Here is a 19,025-nt window from a genome sequence, read left to right as displayed (position 1 = left end):
CCTCATTTTTGGAAGTCAACATGAAAACGGCAATTGTCTGCAATCTTCGCATAACTAGCATGGAAATTAGCTTCACCACCATTCCATTAGGCGCATATGGTATGGCAACAGACAAATGCCTACTACCACAGGAAAGCAGGGACAAAATGGCCGTTTCATACATGGATTACGCGTCGCCCGACGCCGTCTTCGCCTATGATGTCAACAAGAATCGATTTTTCACCAAGAACAACCAGAACTTCATCAACATGCTGTCCATCAAGCAGCTGAATACACTCGGTAACGTATCTCTGCTCGATATTCACTTAAGCACAGGGAACGTAGTCGAGCCTCACATTCACCAGAACGCATCCGAGCTGGTCTATTGTATCGCCGGCGCAGCCGTCGTCTCGCTGTTGAACCCGTTCACGAAGGAGATCTTGAACTTCCCGATCACGCCGGGCCAGGTGGCCAACGTACCGCAAGGCTGGTGGCATTACGAGATTGCCACGGTCGACAATACACATCTGCTCGCCATCTTCGACGCGCCGACTCCGGAATTCATCGGCGGATCCGACTTGTTCCGTCTGACGCCGGCAAGCGTGCTTGCGCATACGTATTGCCTTGATGAGAAGCTGGTCAAAGAAACGTTCGCGCCGATCAAGGACACGGTATTCATCGGCCCGCCAACCGACTGCAAAAAAGAGCTGCCTCACCATAAGCCTGCCGAGCATCATCATCACCACGGCTATGCCCAGCCGGCTCAAACGTCACAATCGGCGCAAGGCCATTATCACCCGCAGGCGCCCGCACAAGTCCATATCCACCCCTACCGCCAACATTACTACTATCAAGGGCAGCAGTCTGCGATCGGCAACGGCGGTTATGTTCATCCACACCAGAACGGTTTCGGTACAGACGTATAATCTCGTCTAATAGTATCGGCCTTCCGAGACACTATGCCAAAAAGTCCACAACCTTTACGGTCGTGGACTTTTGCTATTCGTAGCCCTTTAAGATTGCTCATGCGCCATGCGTTCTGAACGATCGCTACTTCGCTGCCAGACGGTAATTATACGTAGCCGTCGGAACGCCGTCGACGTCCGTGAATACGACCTTATTATAAGCCGGGAGGCTTTGCGCGATATTATCCTCTGAAGCCGCCATCTTATCATCCGCAAGGCTCGGGATGATCAGCTGCGTAATGACGCCGGTATAACCCGTTGCCGTCGTATTCGTATGAATATGGCGTGTGCGTCCCTCATATTCGCCCGGATAGATCGTCGTGTACTCGTAATAGCCGTTCGCGTCGGTGAGCACATAACCGCGCAGCGAGATTTCATCCGTCTCGTAGTTGCTCGCCGCTCCGTTCGAATTCGGATGGTAGTTGCCGCTGCTATCCGCATGCCAGATCTCGACCTTCGCGCCCGCTACCGGCTTCGTACCGGTGGCACCCGCGTAGACATACCCTTTGACTTTGATCTTGGTTCCTTCCAGGTTGTCATAGTTCAGCACGCCATTCGTCAACGGATTCGTACCCGTCACGTAGTAAGGACCTTGCGTGACCTGCACGGTCAAGCCGGTATCATCGACCGCGGTTTGGTCGGAGCTCGCTGCCGAGGTACCCGTCGTATTCGTCGTACCGCCCGTGCTTCCACCTGTACCCGGCGTCCCTGAAGGCAGATTGCCTGTCGGTGGACTGCCTGTCGGAGGCGTACCGGTTGGCGGCGTTCCGCCAGCTCCACCTGTGCCGCTAGTCGTGCTGTTCGTCAACGCGACCGTCTGCGTCGAATTCGTGTACGTTACGTCCATGCCGAGCGTCTCCGCCAGCGTGCGCAGCGGCAGATAGACCGAACCGTTGTAAGCGAACGGCTCAACCGTGTTTCCGTTCGCGTCCTTCAAGCTGACGGCTTGTCCATTCATCGTCACTTTAATGTTGTTGTAGGTAACCGTGATCTTCTTCTGCACGGCATCCGCGAACGAGGTGAACGGCACGGTCAGCACCGCCGTCAATACGACGCCCGTGACGAAACCTTTGTACCCCGTCGTCCATTTCTTCAGCATTCAATGGCCCCCTTTGTCTCACCCAAGCTAACACCAGCATCCTGCGTGCCTATTCATACATAAGCCCATTCGTCAGGTTCCATCTTATATCGTCGGCTCACGCTTTGTCCTGAAGGCTAGCTGAAAGTATGCTAGGGTTAAAAGTCTGCCAACGGTTCCCGATCTGACTGAAGCTGAGGCTTAACTCTTAAGGGAGCAGAAAAATGTATATGGCATATACTGTTTACATCCGAAATAGTATATGGCATATACAGTAAGGGAGAGATGGCTGATGGGGCTCGCGATTGAAGTGAAAGGGCTGTACAAACGGTATGGCAGCCATGAGGTGTTAAAGGGGATGGATCTGTCCGTTGCGGAAGGCGGCGTATTCGCGCTGCTCGGGCCTAACGGTGCCGGCAAAACGACATTCATCCATATTCTCGCAGGCCTCTTGCGGGCGGATCGCGGAATCGTACGTGTCGCGGGATATGATGTGACTATGGAGAAGCTGCGGGTCAAAATGTCGATCAGCCTGACCGGCCAATTCGCCGCCGTCGACGACATGCTGACCGGCACGGAGAACTTGCGTATGCTCGGCAGATTGAATGGCCTGAGCGCAGCGCAAGCTGCTGCGCGGGCAACGGAGCTCATCTCGCAATTCGACCTTGAAGCCGCCGGCGGCAAAAGGGTCGGTACTTACTCCGGCGGGATGCGCCGGCGTCTCGATCTGGCGAGCAGCTTGATCGTGCCTCGGCCGATCGTTTTTCTCGATGAACCGACGACCGGACTCGATACCCGGAGCAGACGCTCCCTGTGGGACAGCATTCAAGCGCTCGCTTCGCAGGGCATCACGGTCATCCTGACCACGCAGTATCTCGAGGAGGCCGATCAACTGGCGGATCGGATCGCGGTTATACACGAAGGACGTATCGTCGCCTCGGGTACTCCTGCAGAGCTGAAGGCAAGAATCGGCGAGGAAGTGATCGAGCTTCTTAATGAAGAAGGTGAAGTCAGCCACACCCTCACGACGGACGGAACGATCACGTCGATTCAGGATCAGCTGCTGATGCTGGCGCAGCAGGCGCCTCCCAATGCGCGCGTAAGACTTCGCAGCCCTAGCATGGACGATGTGTTCCTCGCTTTAACGGAGTCTGCAGATTCGAATTCGAACAAGGAGGCCAAGCGCGCATGACAAAACCGGCTTACGAGGGCAAGCAGCCCTCCTTCTTCACGACGAATGCGGAATTCATCGTCCGCAGCATCCGCCACAGCCTGCGCAATGTCGAAACGATGATTATGGCGATCGTCCTTCCCGTCATGCTCATGCTGCTGTTCACGTATGTATTCGGTGGTGCGATCGATACGAGCGGCAATTACGTCAATTACGTCGTTCCCGGCATTATTCTCCTCTGCGCCGGCTTCGGTTCCTCCAGCACGGCCGTCGATGTGGCAAGCGATATGAAGAACGGCATCATTGACCGGTTCCGCACGCTCCCCATCCACAGTTGGTGCCTGATGACCGGCCATGTGACAGCCAGCCTGCTGCGCAACCTGCTCGCCACGGGGATCGTCATCCTTGCCGCTCTGCTCGTCGGGTTCACGCCCCATGCCGACGTCTGGGAGTGGCTCGCCGCGCTTGGTATCATCAGCCTCTTCATCCTGGCCATCACGTGGCTTTATGCCGCGATCGGCCTTGTGGCAGGAAGTCCTGCCGCCGCCAGCGGATATGGTTTTGCGCTGCTGTTCCTCCCCTATCTCTCCAGCGCTTTCGTCGCGACCGATACGATGCCGAGCTGGCTGCAGGGCGTCGCTGAACATCAGCCGATCACGCCGGTCATCGAGACGATTCGCAGCCTGCTGCTCGGAGGTGCCGCTGATGAACATGCCTGGTTCGCAATCGGATGGTGTCTGCTGATCCTGATCGGCGCGGTCATCTGGTGCACGTGGCTATATAACCGGAGGGCTGGGCGACGGTAAGCATAGCTATGAAGATTGGCCGCCCTTACGCTTCGTATCAAGGTAATGCTCGATACCGTCAAGAATACGCTCAATCCCGAATTCGAAATCGTCGTCCAATATATCGTCCTGATGGCCTTCACCCGTGTAAACGCCTGACATGATGAGCGGGTATAAATGCGGATAACGCTCTGCGGTCACCAACTGCTGGAGCGCGGCTGTAAAGCCTTGGCCCGTGAACTGGTCGGGGCTTGCGCCAGCTTGCATCGCCCGATCGAAATCCCGCTCCAGAATGCCGAATGACCGGGCATAGCTGCTGAGCAGCAGGATGATCGAGATTTGCTCCGCTTCATTCAGTCCGGAATGCTGCAACGCGCTCAATCCCCAATCGACGAATCTAAGATTGTTCGGCGTGATCGGTACGCCTGAAATCGGAACGTCGCAGAACCAGGGGTGATCGCGGAAAACCTGCTTGTTCGCTTTGGCGAAGTCGCGCAGCAGGGCGCGCCAATCCGCATAAGAAGCCTTCTCCGGCAGCGGAATATCGCAGATCGCATCCTGCATCAGAATGAGCAGGTCTTCCTTGCTCGGGATATACCGGTAGAGCGACATCGCCGTGAATCCGAGCGAGGCGGCCACCCGGCTCATCGAGACTGCGGCCAGTCCATCCCGGTCCGCGATCGCCACCGCTGCCGCTACAATCTGAGGAATCGTAAGCTCCCGCTTCGGCCCCCGCTGCGATTCCTTTCCCAACCCCCAACTAAGCGCAATGCCCGGCGGCAGGCTGCTGAACGGATCATGCTCATTGTTGTCCTTCTTCGACATAGGAATCTCCTCATCTACTGTGTATCTGATACACAGTATAGCATAGAGGGTGGAAGGAAGAACCATAATCGTCAATATTGTCCTTAGCTAGTTAGGAGGAGATTGAAGTGTGGGAGCCGAATTATTGATCCCAGACTGTTAATTGGAAGAGGGACGTGCACACATGAGTTATGATGTTCATATTACGAAAGCCGAACATTGGGTATATAGTGAACAAAATCCGATAACCGATGAGGATTACGAGAAGATTGCGGATTTGCTAGACATGTATAAAGGCCTCCCTTACATATCTTCGCATGGCAAAATAACCGTTTACCGCGCAGATGAGCGTGTATTCGGGCTATTGATTCAGATAGCCGAACGCATTGGAGCTCGCGTCCAGGGAGATGATGGCGAGTATTACGACAACAACGGCATCGAATATCCTGATCCGCCGGATTACTTACGCGAGGATCCGCGGGCGGACGATGCCAAGAAGGACGAATTCGCCCCAGAATCGTCAACATCAGCGCTATTCCAAGTGGACGATGAAGTGATGCATCCCAAATACGGACGCGGCGTCATTTTTCATGTCAAAGGCACCGGCATGGACACGGAAGTTCATGTCGCCTTCGAAAATGGCAGAATGCAAAAGAAGCTTCTCGCTGCATTTGCCCCGCTAACGCCGATTAAACGATAATTCTCTCTCTTCTTACCGCCACGCCAAAAAGCCGGGCAGCATCAGCTGCCCGGCCTTTTCGTGCCCCGCCACGCTTTTACTTCGACGGAATCTTGCTCGTATCCATGAACAGCACGTTCCAACGGTGTCCGTCCAGATCCGTGAACCCCGCGCCGTACATCCAGCCGCTGCCTTCGGGTCTCGTGAAGACGGTGCCTCCGGCCTTCTCCGCCTTGGCGATCAGCTGATCGACCTCTTCCCGGCTCTGCGCATCGACCGAGATGAGCACCTCGGTGCCTTTGCTCGTGTCGGCAATGTCGTGGTTCGTGAATTTGCGGAAGCTCTCCTCCGGGAACAGCATGACGGCGATCTGAGAATCGCCTATGATCAGACCGGCGGCTTCGTCCGTATCCTTAAATCTCGGATTGAGCGTAAAGCCGAGCTCGGCGAAAAAGGCTTTCGATTTCTTGACGTCCTTTACCGGGAGATTGATCCATAATTCTTTCATCTTATCCCATCCTTTATCGGGTTTATATAGTGTGGAGACGAGCATCTACCTCCACTATAGCCCAAATCAGGGGGATTTGTTTCTTGTCGATTGCGGGTTTCACAAACTTTTTAGAAAATAGCGCCTTCGCCTGCCACCGTCCCCTACCCTTTGGTCCCGCCCTGCATGCCGAAACCCTTAGACATGAAGCGCTGGGATAGAATGTACAGCACGACGGAAGGAATGGCATACATGACCGAGAACGCCGCAAGCTTGCCGTAGTCCGCCATCCCGTATTGGCCGAAGAACTGATAAATCTTCAGCGACGCCGGGAAATTCTCGGGCGATTGCAGCAAGATGTACGGCACGAAGAAGTTGCCCCAGCTGCCGGAGAACGTGAAGATGGCCACCGTGCAGATGCCCGGCACCATGAGCGGCGCAACGACGCGGCGAATGCCTTCGAATACGGAAGCCCCGTCGATCCAGGCCGCTTCCTCCAGCTCGATCGGCACCGAATCCATGAAGTTCTTCAGCATCCAGATGCCGTACGGCATGGCTGAAGCGACGAAGAACAGGATGACGCCGAATATATTGTTGTACAGCTTGAGGCTCAGGAACAGTTGATAGACCGGTACCATCACCGCCGTAATCGGCAGCGAAGTCATGAACAGGATCGTCAGCATGAACGGTTTTTTGAATTTGAGCTGATACCGGGACAGCGGGTAGGCGGCCAGCAGGGCGAGCAGCACGACGATAAAGGCTTGGCCGCCCGACATAAGCAAGCCGATCAGGTAAGCACGCTGATTCTCGGCATTCGTCAGCACATCGACGTAATTGTCAGCCGTAATTCGTGTCGGCGCTTGCAGCGTCTGCGAGGCATTCGTGTCCACCGACGCGACCAGCACCCAGAGCAGCGGCAGAATAAAACATACGCCGATAAAGGTGAGGATCGTATACGGCAGAATTTGATACACCCATTTGCGATGCTTCGTATTCATCCGATTATCTCCTTGTACGTTCTACTCTTTCATCGAGCGGATATAGAACAAGCTCAAGATGATGCCAATGAACAACAGCAAGAGCGAGATCGCGGTTCCATAGCCCAGCTGATAGTTGACGAACGCCTGATTGTACATAAAGATCGGCAGCGTCGTCGTCGACGTGCCAGGGCCGCCGCCGGTCATCGCATAGATCAGCCCGAAGACGCCGAGCGTCTGCAGCGTAACGAGCATCATATTCGTCGTAATCGTTTCTTTGATATAAGGAATCGTAATCCGGGTCAGAATCTGCCATTTGGTTGCGCCGTCCACGACGGCCGCTTCTTCAATCTCGCTTGGCACATCGTCCAGCGCAGCTTGGAAGACAAGCATCGAGAAAGCCGTCCCGTGCCAAATATTGGCCAGAATGACGGTCAGCATCGGAACGGTGAACAGCCACGTCACCTCCGTGAAGCCAAGCGAAGTGATAATGGCGTTTAGGGTGCCTTCGTCGCTGAAAAAACTGTACAAGCAGAGCGCGCATACGATCTCCGGCGTCACCCAGCCGGCCAGCACGATCGTTCCGATTACCCGTCTGAACCAGCGGTTCTTGTGCTTCATCAATAAGGCGATGAGGAATCCGAGCACCTGCTGGCCGATAACGGCCGAGCCGATCAGGAATATCAGCGTATTCCAGATGCTGACCCTAACGGTCGGGTCCTCGAACATCCGCGTATAGTTGTCGATGCCGACGAACTTCAGTTCCTTGGCCGCCTCGCCGGTCAAGGCCAGATTCGTAAAGGAATAGAAGACGGTCAGCAAAATCGGATAGATGAAGAAGACGAGCATTATTGCAATGGACGGTAGCAGAAAATACAGCCACGTCCAGGATTTTCGCTTCTTATGGATACTCCCAGCGGTCAAACTGCTCATGTAAACTTTCTCCTCCCGCTATTAAGGATAAAAAAGCTTGCTCAGGCGGGTGCGTCGGATCGGTGGATGGCCTGAGCAAGCTGGGTAACGTTATTTCTCGACGATGTTCCCCTCGCCGACGATGCGCGTGACGTCTTGCGCGTATTTATTCATCGCGGCTTCCGGCGAAGTGCCGGTCGCCACCGATTCCACCATCGTCTGGATTTGCGTCGACACTTCCGGATATTTGTCCTGAGCTGGGCGGAACTCCGCGTTCTGCAAGTATTCGGTCGCGATTCCGTTGAACGGCATTTCCGTGTAGCCCGGATCCTTCGCCACGTCGGAGCGAACGGTAATGTTGCCAGCCGCAATGACAAGCTTCTGCGTATTCTCTTTGTTCAGCGCGTACTTAATGAATTCCCATGCTTCTTCCTTGTGCTGCGCATTGCTAGGAATCGACAACGCCCAACCGCCTGCCAGCGTGATCGAACCCGGTGCCTGCCCTTTGCTCGTCGGCATTGGCGCGAAGCCGAGCACATCCTTATATTCCGGCCACGGCGCTGCGCCGGACTCCAGATAGTTCCCCGTAATCCAGGAACCGTCCAACTGGATCGCGAGTTTGCCCTGCGGCAAATATTCGCGGGAGGCCGTGTTGCCCGCCTGACCGTTCAGCACTTTGGAGAGCGGAGGTCCCAGCTTCTCCTTGTTCACCGTCTCCACGAACGTCAGCGCGTCCAGAATGCCTTGGCTCTTCGTAATCCACTTGCCACTGGCATCTTCATAGAGGCGCTCGCCCGTGCCGTAGAGCAGCATTTCGTATGTTTGCATCGAGGTCGCTTCGCCCGTCGCCTTGCCCATGTTCATCCAGATCGGCACCACGTCCGGCAGCTTCTCCTTGATCGTCCGCGCGGCGCTCAATACGTCATCCCATGTCTTCGGCTGCCAGTCTTCAGGCAGACCCGCCTGCTTGAAGAGATTCTTGTTGTACCACAGTCCGCGCGAATCCGTGTTGTACGGGACGCCGTACACTTTGCCGTCGCTGGCCGTAACGCCCTTCTTCATCGCTTCGATGAAGGAACCGTTCGTCCAGTCCTCCCATGCATTCACCTTGTCATCGAGCGGTTCGAGATAGCCCGCGCTCGCATCCGAATTCAAGATGAACGTATCCTCGGTCACGATATCCGGCGCGGTATCCTTCGACTTCAGCGCCAGCGCGATCTTGGCGAAGTAATCGCCTTCCGAGGCTTGGATCGGCGTCGGCTTAATCTCCACGCTTTTGTCCGGGTAGTTCTTGGACAGCTCCATGATCCACTTGTACATGACGCCCTGCTCGCCGATGCCGTCATCCCGGTAGGTGATCGTGATCGTCTTCTTCTCTGTCGGCGTTTCCGTTCCCCCGGAATCGGTCCCGCCTGCATTCCCGGCGTTCACCGCATTGCCCTTGTTGCCTGTATTGCCGGTGTCTCCGCTATTGCCCGCGTTGCCGGAATTGCCGCCATTGTTAGAGCAAGCGAATAGCAGGGTTGTACATAAGACGAGCGAGGCGGACATGGAAAAGAGTTTTTTGCCTTTCATCGGTCATAACCTCCCTTTTTGTGTGTAATTCCACAAACTGTCATTCATTCATGGGGTTAAGCGCTTTCATCGGTGTTTGTTTAAAAGATATTGGCCGACCTTTCGCTTTATTCGCTGAAATTCATTTGCAGCAGGCTATAGAATTACGACAACGTTGGAAGGGAAATATAGCCTTGGCGTGCAATCGGACGTCCAATAAGATCCAATTTCATCCGGTTGACGATAAAAGATGTGTATGCATATAATAAGTATACATATTATATGTTGACTTACTTATTACGAAGGGAGGAACAATAATGAGTTTTGCAATCGACCCGCATTCGCTCGGCTATTTGCTCCACCACACGACCTCCGTCCATCGGCGGGTTATGGCCCAGCATACGAAGGCATTCGATATAACGCCTGAACAATACGGCGTTCTGCTCCAGCTGCGAACGGCGGAAGGCATCAGCCAGAAGCGGTTGTCCGAGAAGATGCACAAGGATCAGGCAACGGTCGGCAAGATGATCGACAAGCTGGAGGCGAAGGCCTTGGTTCAACGCGAAGCCGATCCGGCAGACCGCCGGGCTTTTCTCGTTCATTTGACCGATACGGGCAGTCAGGTCGTCGACGGCCTTATGCAAGATTCCACGCAGGTGCATGAGCAGGCGGTTGCTGGGATCGCACCCGAGGAATTCGATATTTTTATTAAAGTCATGCAACAGCTCTACAACAATCTGTCGCAGGATGCTTTGCACGACTAATTCATAAACAGAGGATGGATCATTTTGAAAGCAGCAGCAGCATTATTGAAGATTATACAGACCAAGATCGGGATCGTATTCGCCTTCTTCCTCCCGCTTGTGTTCTTCCTATTCTGGATGACGGGCTATAACGATGCGACGACGCGGATCGATCAGCTCCATGTCGGCCTTGTCTATGAAGCTTCGGAATCGGCTATCGCCGAGCAGATGACAGGCAGCTTGCCATTCCAGATCGAGCAGGAGTCTACCCTAGAGGAAGCGTTGGACCGAATGGATAACGGCAAGACAGACATGGTCATCGCTCTGCCGGCGGGTCTTGCGGATAGCGCGCATACCGATAATGGCGCCAAACTAACGTATTATGTGAACGACCGCAATTCGGAACTGGTCAAATCCGTCATGGAGAAAATGGCCAGCCAAATTACATTAATGGCCAACCAGCGTGTCGTGCCGGAGGCTCAAGCGCTCCCGATCCAGGCTGAAATCATCAAGACGAACGTGATCGAGAACTTCTCGACCTCCATGCTGCCGATGATTCTGGGCTTTATTCCTTACATTGCGATGATGACGATGAACATTCAGTTCAACCTGTCGTCCATGTTCCTGAAGCGCGATCATAGCAAATGGAGCATTTTCTTCGGCAGACAGCTGATCATGCTCGCCGTTGCGATCGTCGCTTCGCTGGTTGTCTCGATCATTGCCAAGTCGGTCGCACCGGTTGACGCCTCCTTCTTCGGGGTGTGGGGCTTCGAGTTGCTCGTCTTCCTTGCCTGCATCTGCTTCACGCAGCTCGGCTTCGCCCTGCTCGGCAGCGCCGGCCCGCTGTTCAACATCTTCTTCATTCCGATTCAGCTGATGACCGCAGGCAACATTATCTCCCCGGAAATGCTAGCTCCTTTCTACCGGCATATCGGTTCGTTCCTGCCGGTCCCGAACGGCGTAGAAGGCGCGATGCATCTGGTGTACGGCGGCGGCTCGGCCTCCACGTATGCGCTGCATCTGGTCCTCATCGTGATCGTCACCTGGGGCCTTACCGTGCTTCGTACGTTCTTAGCCAAAGAAAAAGCAGCTGCTCCCGCCGCGCGTCCCGCGGCATCTGCGGCCCACTAATAGTGATAAATCGAAGAAACCCGGATCTCGCATGAGATCCGGGTTTCTTTATGCCGCAACGTGACCGTCCGTTAGAACAGCGCATTCCATATTTGGTCGATACCGATGACGAAGAAGATCCATACGCCGACAAGGATGTGCGAGAAAGAAGCGCCGAGCAGCGACTTCTGGCGGGCGTACATCCACCCCCAGTAAAGGCCGGGGAAGAGCGTGAGCAGCGCGAAGGTGACGTTCAGATGCGTGTGCGCCATCGCGAACAGCAAGTTCGACAGCAGAATCGCCGCCCACACCCGCGTCTTCGACGGCGGCAGGAAGTTCATCAAGGCCGATTGGATGCCGCTGCGCGAGATGAATTCCTGAATCGGGCAGAACAGTGCGTAAGCGATGCCGTAGATGAGCATCGTGTGGTCCATCTTGCCTTCGAGCAGCATAGGAACGATGCTGAAGACCGAATCGTCAATCTGCGGATTGAGCAGCAAGACTACCCACTTGGCCAGCGTGATACCGACTAGCAGCGGAAGCGTCAGGACGAACGACTCAGTCAGCACCTTCCGCCAATTGTTCAACGTCAAGCCGAACATATGGAGCGGATAGCCGCTCCTGCGAATCATAACATACATCGCGGTCGCCATGATGGCCAGAATACCGACCGAGATCCAGTTGGATCCCCACTCGATCACGAGGCTCATGAGCAGCCGGAAGGAGAGCGTGTAGATCCCGAGCATGAACAGAATATTGACCGTGAACATGCCCATCGCGATTTGCGCCTTGCTCGTCTCCAGCTCCTTTTTCATCGAGGCGACCGTGATTTGGTTCGTCGTGTTCAACTTCCCGGACAAGTCTCTGGCTATGTTGCTCAGCAGCTTGACATGAAGTGCGCCATGTTCTTCCTTCTGCAGGACAGCGTCAAAATCGATCCGGATCAGCACGGATGATTCCCTTGTCCGAATCGTTGCGGAGCGCCTTCCTTCCGCACCTGACAGGAGCGCCATCTCGCCTGCGCTCGCCCCTTCCTCCAAGACGACGATCGTGTAGGTATCGCCTGTCTCTGGATTGCGCTTGATGACCTCGGCGCTGCCCTCGACCAGAATATAGACGGAGCGGTCCAGCTCGCCCTCGCGAATCAGCACCGTCCCCGCCTTCGCCTCTTCAATATTGGACACTTCGGCAAGGATGGCGATTTCGTCTGGCGTCAAAGGGGCAAGCAGCGGATGCTCGCTTAACAGCTCGTGTATCGGACGCACGGTTCCACCTCCATAAGTTAAGATTTCGGCAAGCTAATATCTTCGATACGCAGCGCGCGCGTATGTACCGTATGATTCCAGGACTTATTGCGGCTGGTGAAGAAGGCGATGAAGGTTAGCGGGAACCACGTCAATTGGAAGATCGGATAGACGATGATGCCCAAGTAAGCGCGCCATGGCTTGCGTTCGATGGCAAGCACGAGCGGCGTCTGCAAGAAGATGGCAATATGAATGCTCCACCAGACCCAGACCGGCACTAGCTGATTGATCCCTAGCTGATCGAGCAGCGGCGTTCCCGCCTGCAGATAGAGCATGACGCTGATCGAAGCCAGGAAGAGGAAGCGGAACGGCTGGAACAAATAGAGCAGCGCGTCGAACTTGGCGAAGCTCCGGTGCACGACCGCGCTCTTGAGCAGCGGCCACGAGAACCGTTTCGCGCAGTCGAAGTGCCCCCGCAGCCAACGAAGCCGCTGCCGGCATGAGCTCATCATCGTGATCGGCTTCTCGTCATAGACGATGGCCTCGTGCGCCCAGGTTGGCGTAATCCCCCTCTCCACGCAGCGCGCGGTGAACTCCACGTCCTCGGTTAAGGAATGGGCATGCCAGCCCATCTCCTTCAGCAGTTTCGCATCGAAACACATGCCTGTGCCGGCCAGCGTGTTGGCCATCCCCAGATTGAATCTCGCCAGCTGCCACATCCGGTTGATGTACCAATACGTAATCGCATAGGAGATGGAGACCCAGGAATCATAAGGATTCTTCGTCTCGAGATAACCTTGGATAACCTGCTTGCCATCTAACAGCTTCTCGTTCATCTCCGCGAGATAATTAAGGCTGATAAGATTGTCCGCATCGAAAATGACGACGGCATCGTACTGCCGCTCGCGCTTCCACAGCTGTCCGAGCAGCCACTCGATCGCGTGCCCCTTGCCCTTGTTCACTGTATCGAACCGTTCCATCGGTTCTAGCCCGTGCTCGCGAACGATCGCGGCCGTCTTATCGGTGCAATTGTCGCAGATGACGAAAATATCGTACAGCTCGCGCGGATATTCCAGCCGCAGCAGATTATCCAAGAGCGGCGCGATCACCTGCTCTTCGTTGTGAGCGGCGACAACGACCGCGAACGATTTCGCCGGTGCATGGACGCGCGGCCGTTTCTTATAGCGGAAGCCCGCGAAGCTAAGCAGCGCCTGGTAAACCCCGATACAGGCAATCACCGCTTGAACGGTAAAAAAGAGGATGTTGAACCCATCATGTAGGATATTCATGCTCGCGTTCCCTTCAAAGGTTGTTGGTTCTATGCTTAAGGCTGGAAGGACAACGATAGATCGACGACCTGTTCCTTCGGATCGTACGACGCGATATCCCCTTTGCCATTCCCGTCAAAATCAGCCGTGAGCGCGATGCGGTTAACTCCGCTCGCCCAAGGGCCATAAGGGTTGTCCATCGGCGTCCATGCGCCATTGCCTTGATTAAGCGTTACCTGCCAGACGCCGCTGGACGGAAGATAAGCAATAAGGTCATCGCGTCCGTCGCCATTCGTATCCTGGACGAGGAGTTGGGACTTCTTCATGTCATCGGGTATCGGTATCGTTCCCGCTGCCACCCAAACGCCGTTCGCCTGACGCGAGTAAGTCATGATGCTGCCATTCCCGGTAGGCGGGATGACCAGCAACTCCTCGGATCCTTCGCCGTCTAATTGGCCGAGCTGCAATTGATCCTCGTCCGGTAACGCAATCGCCGTCTCTTCCCAGCTAAGCGTGCCATCTGCAAAAGAAATATCGATCAGCTTCCCTTGCTGCCGTGCCAACCATTCGACGCTTGCGGTTCCGGGCTGTTCCGTCTTCAGGGGCTGGAGGCTCTCCAGCTGTGCCGGCAGTTCGCCGATCGCAGCCAATGCCGACCCGTTAGTTCCGTTCCAGGTCGAGTATTGGAGGAGACCGCTCGCCTTGTTATAGACGATTAGTTCTGCCCTGCCGTCCATGTCCGCATCCGCCAGCAACAACGCTTCATCCGGCGAAGCCGAACGCGCTAGCCAGGTCTGCATCGGTTGCTGCGCTTGATTGCGCGGCCAGCCGAATGCGCCTTCGATGAGCGCGATGCGATCCTCCTGCTGAATGACGGCATCGGCCTGACCGTCGCCGGTCACGTCGCCGAACATCGGAGCAAGGCCGGCAGGTGAGGCTTCGATCGTCAATCGGTTCGCCGGCGAGAACGGAACCGCTTCATGCAGGCTAATGAACCGGTAACCCTCCTGCTCTAAGCCGCCGACCAGTTTCTGCAGAAGGGATTCCGATCCTTGTGGATAGCGGTACTCCGGAAGCCCGTCGCGCACCACCGGCTTCCCGGCTTCATCGAGCACCGGCTCAAGCGCCTTGAACTCGAGGAACGGGTGAAAGTATACCGCCCCGAGCCCGTTGTAACCGGAAGCCCGGTCCACCACGCGGTCGACGGAAGCATCGTCATGAATATATTTCAGAGGGGCAGGCACATAAACGGATCCGAGCGTGGTACTCCCGTAGGTATTCTCCTGCTCCTTCATGTTCAGATCCTTGAACGACCGGAGCGAGTAGAGATCCGGCTCGTACAGAATGCCCATATACGATCGGAACACCTCCTCCTGATCCCGGGTATCCTTATAATGCGGGGATTCCCAGAAGGCCGGCGTGAGACCGATCTGATCGAAAGCTTGCAAGCTGCGTTCGATCCGGTCAGCTGCGTAGGACGGTTCGAACGTCTCCTCCGCTCCCGGCACTTTGAATTCCCTCGCGATGCCGCTGATATGATTCTGATCTTCGCGCACCTCTTCACCATACTGATGGGTATACCCGTGCATGCCAAGGACCGCGCCGCCTTGCTCCGCATTCTGCAGCAGACGGATGAAAGCCTGCATATAAGCATCCGGATTCGGATCGTCGATGCCTCGATTGGTCCATTGCCCATCGTCGTCGACTTGGATCGACCGCGGAATGACCGCCATATGGAACGCCGTGCCCGATTGCTCCAGCCCTTCTAGGACAGCCCGCAGCTTGCCGAGACCCTCAAGCGTGCCGTACTCGCCGCCCGGGCCGATATCCTCCAGCCTGAGCATCGCATGCTGCTTGCCTTTATTCGGGTAAGCGTTCGTTCCGCTTTGATCGTATAGGTAAATCAATAAGGCAACTGCAGCTAGCGATGCTAGCGCAATGAATAGCCGCTTCCATCTGATCCTCTTGCGAAACAACCCTATTCCTCCCCCCGTTATCTCGAACGGACTTATCGCCCGCTTATTTCGACATAAAACAACAACGAGAGTAAGTATAATTCATCCGATAGAAAGAGAATAGTAGGAAATTAGATATTTTGGCTTATTTTAATAATCCGCACGAACTAGAGGAAAATGTTGGATCGGCGCGGGTTTGATGGATGTGGGGCATGAGGAAAAAGACGAAGAGGAACAAGAAAAAACCACGCTAATGCAGCGTGGTTTCCTTTGCCATTATTGTGGTTGGCTTAGTCCGGCGGGAAGGCTTCCGGTTGACCAGTAAGATGCTGATGAGAATGCAGAGCAGGCCGACCAACAAGGACAGCGTGAACGGCTCGTTCAGGAACAGCGTTCCGATCAGGATCGCGACAAGCGGAATGAGGAATGTGTACGACGCCACCTTGCTCGCTTCGCCGGCATCCATCAGCTTATAGAAGATGACCCAGCCGATCGCAATGACGAAGACCGAGATGAACAATAGCGTTAAGACGAAAGATGGCTGCCACTCCACGTCCGACCAGCTTTCTACTCCGGATCCGACCGCTAGCATGAACAGGCCGCCGATAATGAGCTGCATGCTGACCAGCCAGATCGCATCCACCTTAGGACCGATCTTCTTCACGTAGATCGTGCCGAGCGCCCAGCTAAGCGCGGAGCCTAATGCGAGCAGGATGCCTTCGACCGAGATATGGCCGGACAGGCCGCCTGCCCCGCTGCAGATGACGCCTACGCCGCCGAAGCCGAGCAGCAGACCGACGACTTTGAAGCCGTTCATCGGCTCGCCGAGAAACCGCCAAGCGAACAGGCCGACAAGCACCGGCTGCAGGAAGACGATGGCGGAGAACAAGCCGGCAGGCAAATAATGAAGACCGATCGTCTGCAACCCGTAATACAAGACGACATTGACTACGGAAGAAATGACGTAAATCGGCCATGTCTCCGCGAAGCGGAGCCGGCGAACATGGCGCAGCCCCACGAACAAGAGCAGCACGCCGCCAATCAGCGTCCGAATGCCGGAGAATAGGATAGGCGGCATGAATTCAAGCGCATATTTGGATAAAGGCCAGTTGATGCCCCACACGAGGATGAGGAACGCAAGCAGCAATGCCGTCTGGAGTTTCGATAATTGGGGCACTTGGATATCTCCTTATCGGATCATGGAATGAAGTTCGATCATAGCGCAGCGAGCAGCCAAGGCGCAAGGAATAACGTCATGATGGCCGATAAGATCATCGCGATGCTCGATACCGTCCCCGTCATGCTCCCAATCTCGAATGCCTTGGACGTTCCGGCGCCATGCGCGCTGGTTCCGAGCAGGACGCCGCGCGCGACATCGCTGCGGATTCTGCATAGGCGGATAATCGTCGGCCCGATCATCGAACCGAAGATGCCGGTCAGCATGACCGCGACGGCTGTGATCGTCGGAATACCGCCAATCGTGGCCGAGACCGTCATCGCGATCGGCGTCGTTGCCGAGTGCGGGAGCAAGCTGTAGATGAGTTCCTCGTTCAGCTGCAGCTGCTTGGCGATCAAGGCCGCTGACAGAATAGCTACGGCTGATCCGGCCAGCACGCTGACGATGATTTCGACCGCATGCTTCTTAATGACGTCAAAATGCCTCGACAGCGGCACGGCAAAAGCAATCGTGGCAGGCTGCAGCATATCGGATAGCACATGCGCGCCTGAATTGTAAGTCGTAACCGACGTATCCGTCAGGAGAAGCAGCAGCACTAACGTAACGGGCGTAATGATCAAGGGCGACAGCCATATCGTCGGCCTCATGCCGTGAAGCTTTTTCGCCGCGGTATAGACGATGATCGTGGCGAGGAAACTGAGAATTGCCATCATCATGAGGTCGACCGCTCCTTCCTGGCGGCGATCCGCTGCGCCACAAGGCCGCTGCATACCATGACGACCACCGTGCCGAGGGCGATGACGAGCGCGATCTGCACGCCGCTGCTTGCGAGCAGCTGCCGGTACGAAATAATGCCGACCGCCGGCGGGATGAAGAACAGCAGCATGGTGGCAATCAGCCAGCCAGCGCCGTCTTCGACGTAACGACGCGGAAGAATTCGAAGCTGTAATAGCGTAAATACGAGCAGCATGCCGAGAATGCTGCCTGGAATCGGTATATGGAGCCAGGCTACGAGAAGACTCATGAGCCAGGCCAATACGATGAACAACAAGACTTGCGAACTTATACGAATGATGCTGCGCACGATGCACACCTCTTTTCTTCGCAAGTGTACAGCAGCTGTTTTCATAGGTAAAATACATATACAGCATGACTTTCATTCCATTTATCTATGCATGAGAGGAATTTGTCCGATGGATGTACGGCATTTGCATTATTTTCTGGAGGTCGCGCGGCAGAAAAGCTTTACGCGGGCGGCGGAAGCGTTGTTCATCACCCAACCGACGATCAGCAAAATGATTAAAAATCTCGAGGAGGAGCTCGGGGTTATCCTGTTCGACCGGGTCGGCAAACGCATTGAGCTGACGGATGCCGGAGCCATTCTGCTGGCGCAAGCTCAACAGATGGTGCAGTCGTTCGAGCAAATGCAGGGCAGCCTCGATGAGCTGACCGCCGTCAAACGCGGCCGGATTCGAATCGGCCTGCCGCCGATGATCGGCGTCAGCTTTTTCCCGAAGGTCATTGGCAAGTTTCGCGAGCAGTACCCGAAGATTGCGCTGCAGCTGTATGAATACGGCGCGAAGAAGGTTGAAGCGGAAGTCGGATCGGGCGAGCTCGATATCGGCGTCATTCTGCTGCCGACGAAGGCGGAGCAGTTCAACTCGTTCACCTTCGCGAAGCAGCAGCTCATGCTCGTCGTTCACCCCCGGCACCGGCTAGCGGAGTACTCTTGCGTACCGTTAATCGAGTTGAAGGACGAACCCTTCCTGCTGTACCACGAGCAGTTCACGCTGCATGACCGGATCATCGCGGAATGCCGGAGGCTCCATTTTGAACCCAATGTGGTGTACAAAAGCACGCAGTGGGATTTCATCCGCGAGATGGCTGCCGAGAATCTCGGGGTCGCCTTACTGCCCGAGGCCGTCTGCCGCGAGCTCGACCCGGAGCGTCTCCGCGCTATTCCGCTCGTCGATCCGGTCATTCCATGGCATGTGGCGATGATCTGGCGCCGGGACGGCTACTTATCGTTCGCCGCGCGGGAATGGATCGCTTTTACGCAGGGGCTGTTGACGGAGAAGAATGGGGAGTGAGGGAGTCGGACGGAGAGTAAATTCCCTATCTTTATTTTGTGCCTAAA

19 protein-coding genes are annotated in these 19,025 nt (G+C 55.4%); 7 read left to right on the top strand and 12 right to left on the bottom strand.

Going from position 1 to position 19,025, the window contains the following annotated elements; all coding sequences use genetic code 11:
• Positions 1 to 146 precede the first annotated feature (146 nt).
• The gene (locus tag FHS18_RS08785; RefSeq protein WP_183599108.1) at positions 147 to 905 is read left to right on the top strand and encodes a cupin domain-containing protein; all 759 of its coding nucleotides are present in this window, start codon (positions 147 to 149) and stop codon (positions 903 to 905) included.
• Positions 906 to 1,029: 124 nt separating this feature from the next.
• Here FHS18_RS08785 and FHS18_RS08780 read toward each other — a convergent pair whose 3' ends face one another.
• Positions 1,030 to 2,043 carry a dioxygenase family protein gene (locus tag FHS18_RS08780; protein ID WP_183599106.1) on the bottom strand — a complete coding sequence of 338 codons (1,014 nt, stop codon included), beginning with the start codon at positions 2,041 to 2,043 and terminating at the stop codon, positions 1,030 to 1,032.
• A gap of 271 nt (positions 2,044 to 2,314) precedes the next feature.
• Here FHS18_RS08780 and FHS18_RS08775 point away from each other — a divergent pair, with 271 nt between their 5' ends.
• Both FHS18_RS08775 and FHS18_RS08770 read left to right on the top strand, forming a co-directional pair.
• Positions 2,315 to 3,214 carry an ATP-binding cassette domain-containing protein gene (locus tag FHS18_RS08775; protein ID WP_343060467.1) on the top strand — a complete coding sequence of 300 codons (900 nt, stop codon included), beginning with the start codon at positions 2,315 to 2,317 and terminating at the stop codon, positions 3,212 to 3,214.
• Positions 3,211 to 3,999, top strand: coding sequence for an ABC transporter permease (locus FHS18_RS08770; protein WP_183599104.1), 789 nt, complete (start codon positions 3,211 to 3,213; stop codon positions 3,997 to 3,999). Before FHS18_RS08775 ends, FHS18_RS08770 begins: the two co-directional genes overlap by 4 nt.
• 6 nt (positions 4,000 to 4,005) lie before the next feature.
• Here FHS18_RS08770 and FHS18_RS08765 read toward each other — a convergent pair whose 3' ends face one another.
• On the bottom strand, positions 4,006 to 4,803 hold the full coding sequence (locus FHS18_RS08765; RefSeq protein WP_183599102.1) for a TetR/AcrR family transcriptional regulator: 798 nt from the start codon (positions 4,801 to 4,803) through the stop codon (positions 4,006 to 4,008).
• A 163-nt stretch (positions 4,804 to 4,966) separates the two neighbouring features.
• On the opposite strand from FHS18_RS08765, the gene FHS18_RS08760 reads away from it, so the two are divergent.
• Positions 4,967 to 5,482 carry a hypothetical protein gene (locus FHS18_RS08760; protein ID WP_183599100.1) on the top strand — a complete coding sequence of 172 codons (516 nt, stop codon included), beginning with the start codon at positions 4,967 to 4,969 and terminating at the stop codon, positions 5,480 to 5,482.
• A gap of 76 nt (positions 5,483 to 5,558) precedes the next feature.
• Here FHS18_RS08760 and FHS18_RS08755 read toward each other — a convergent pair whose 3' ends face one another.
• From FHS18_RS08755 to FHS18_RS08740, 4 genes are all read right to left on the bottom strand, one after another.
• A complete protein-coding gene (locus tag FHS18_RS08755; RefSeq protein ID WP_183599098.1) occupies positions 5,559 to 5,969 on the bottom strand; it encodes a VOC family protein in 411 nt (136 codons plus the stop codon).
• 143 nt (positions 5,970 to 6,112) lie between these two features.
• Complete coding sequence (locus tag FHS18_RS08750; protein WP_183599096.1) at positions 6,113 to 6,946, bottom strand: carbohydrate ABC transporter permease; 834 nt, start codon at positions 6,944 to 6,946, stop codon at positions 6,113 to 6,115.
• Between the two features lie 21 nt (positions 6,947 to 6,967).
• Complete coding sequence (locus FHS18_RS08745; protein ID WP_183599095.1) at positions 6,968 to 7,858, bottom strand: carbohydrate ABC transporter permease; 891 nt, start codon at positions 7,856 to 7,858, stop codon at positions 6,968 to 6,970.
• A 90-nt stretch (positions 7,859 to 7,948) separates the two neighbouring features.
• A complete protein-coding gene (locus FHS18_RS08740) occupies positions 7,949 to 9,412 on the bottom strand; it encodes an ABC transporter substrate-binding protein (RefSeq protein ID WP_246427542.1) in 1,464 nt (487 codons plus the stop codon).
• A gap of 296 nt (positions 9,413 to 9,708) precedes the next feature.
• On the opposite strand from FHS18_RS08740, the gene FHS18_RS08735 reads away from it, so the two are divergent.
• Entirely contained in the window at positions 9,709 to 10,155 is a 447-nt protein-coding gene (locus FHS18_RS08735) for a MarR family winged helix-turn-helix transcriptional regulator (RefSeq protein WP_183599093.1), read from the top strand.
• A 24-nt stretch (positions 10,156 to 10,179) separates the two neighbouring features.
• Positions 10,180 to 11,265 carry an ABC transporter permease gene (locus tag FHS18_RS08730; RefSeq protein WP_246427541.1) on the top strand — a complete coding sequence of 362 codons (1,086 nt, stop codon included), beginning with the start codon at positions 10,180 to 10,182 and terminating at the stop codon, positions 11,263 to 11,265.
• Between the two features lie 71 nt (positions 11,266 to 11,336).
• Here FHS18_RS08730 and FHS18_RS08725 read toward each other — a convergent pair whose 3' ends face one another.
• The 6 genes from FHS18_RS08725 to FHS18_RS08700 all read right to left on the bottom strand — a co-directional run bounded on the left by FHS18_RS08725 (position 11,337) and on the right by FHS18_RS08700 (position 17,972).
• Positions 11,337 to 12,509, bottom strand: a complete 1,173-nt coding sequence (locus FHS18_RS08725; RefSeq protein WP_183599091.1) for a cyclic nucleotide-binding domain-containing protein — start codon at positions 12,507 to 12,509, stop codon at positions 11,337 to 11,339.
• A gap of 17 nt (positions 12,510 to 12,526) precedes the next feature.
• Complete coding sequence (locus FHS18_RS08720; RefSeq protein ID WP_183599089.1) at positions 12,527 to 13,777, bottom strand: glycosyltransferase family 2 protein; 1,251 nt, start codon at positions 13,775 to 13,777, stop codon at positions 12,527 to 12,529.
• Positions 13,778 to 13,812: 35 nt separating this feature from the next.
• Positions 13,813 to 15,732 (bottom strand): DUF2334 domain-containing protein, encoded by a 1,920-nt coding sequence (locus FHS18_RS08715; RefSeq protein WP_183599087.1) that lies wholly within the window; start codon positions 15,730 to 15,732, stop codon positions 13,813 to 13,815.
• A gap of 229 nt (positions 15,733 to 15,961) precedes the next feature.
• Entirely contained in the window at positions 15,962 to 16,888 is a 927-nt protein-coding gene (locus FHS18_RS08710; protein WP_183599085.1) for an EamA family transporter, read from the bottom strand.
• Positions 16,889 to 16,926: 38 nt separating this feature from the next.
• Complete coding sequence (locus tag FHS18_RS08705) at positions 16,927 to 17,604, bottom strand: LrgB family protein (protein ID WP_183599083.1); 678 nt, start codon at positions 17,602 to 17,604, stop codon at positions 16,927 to 16,929.
• Positions 17,601 to 17,972: a CidA/LrgA family holin-like protein gene (locus FHS18_RS08700; RefSeq protein ID WP_183599081.1), complete on the bottom strand. Its 372-nt coding sequence runs from the start codon at positions 17,970 to 17,972 to the stop codon at positions 17,601 to 17,603. Before FHS18_RS08700 ends, FHS18_RS08705 begins: the two co-directional genes overlap by 4 nt.
• A 109-nt stretch (positions 17,973 to 18,081) precedes the next feature.
• Between FHS18_RS08700 and cidR the strand changes: the two genes are divergently transcribed.
• Entirely contained in the window at positions 18,082 to 18,978 is an 897-nt protein-coding gene (cidR, locus tag FHS18_RS08695; RefSeq protein WP_183599079.1) for a cidABC operon transcriptional activator CidR, read from the top strand.
• Positions 18,979 to 19,025: the final 47 nt, after the last annotated feature.

Source organism: Paenibacillus phyllosphaerae, from assembly GCF_014192105.1.
In the GTDB taxonomy this organism is placed as follows: Bacteria; Bacillota; Bacilli; order Paenibacillales; family Paenibacillaceae; genus Paenibacillus_Z; species Paenibacillus_Z phyllosphaerae.
This window is presented reverse-complemented; position numbering and strand designations above follow the sequence as displayed.

Bases quoted from the DNA above. Each gene is read 5' to 3' on its own strand.
- FHS18_RS08785 (WP_183599108.1), top strand. From the start codon at position 147: ATGGCCGTTTCATACATGGATTACGCGTCGCCCGACGCCGTCTTCGCC.
- FHS18_RS08780 (WP_183599106.1), bottom strand. From the start codon at position 2,043: ATGCTGAAGAAATGGACGACGGGGTACAAAGGTTTCGTCACGGGCGTC.
- FHS18_RS08775 (WP_343060467.1), top strand. From the start codon at position 2,315: ATGGGGCTCGCGATTGAAGTGAAAGGGCTGTACAAACGGTATGGCAGC.
- FHS18_RS08770 (WP_183599104.1), top strand. From the start codon at position 3,211: ATGACAAAACCGGCTTACGAGGGCAAGCAGCCCTCCTTCTTCACGACG.
- FHS18_RS08765 (WP_183599102.1), bottom strand. From the start codon at position 4,803: ATGTCGAAGAAGGACAACAATGAGCATGATCCGTTCAGCAGCCTGCCG.
- FHS18_RS08760 (WP_183599100.1), top strand. From the start codon at position 4,967: ATGAGTTATGATGTTCATATTACGAAAGCCGAACATTGGGTATATAGT.
- FHS18_RS08755 (WP_183599098.1), bottom strand. From the start codon at position 5,969: ATGAAAGAATTATGGATCAATCTCCCGGTAAAGGACGTCAAGAAATCG.
- FHS18_RS08750 (WP_183599096.1), bottom strand. From the start codon at position 6,946: ATGAATACGAAGCATCGCAAATGGGTGTATCAAATTCTGCCGTATACG.
- FHS18_RS08745 (WP_183599095.1), bottom strand. From the start codon at position 7,858: ATGAGCAGTTTGACCGCTGGGAGTATCCATAAGAAGCGAAAATCCTGG.
- FHS18_RS08740 (WP_246427542.1), bottom strand. From the start codon at position 9,412: ATGAAAGGCAAAAAACTCTTTTCCATGTCCGCCTCGCTCGTCTTATGT.
- FHS18_RS08735 (WP_183599093.1), top strand. From the start codon at position 9,709: ATGAGTTTTGCAATCGACCCGCATTCGCTCGGCTATTTGCTCCACCAC.
- FHS18_RS08720 (WP_183599089.1), bottom strand. From the start codon at position 13,777: ATGAATATCCTACATGATGGGTTCAACATCCTCTTTTTTACCGTTCAA.
- FHS18_RS08705 (WP_183599083.1), bottom strand. From the start codon at position 17,604: ATGATGATGGCAATTCTCAGTTTCCTCGCCACGATCATCGTCTATACC.
- cidR (WP_183599079.1), top strand. From the start codon at position 18,082: ATGGATGTACGGCATTTGCATTATTTTCTGGAGGTCGCGCGGCAGAAA.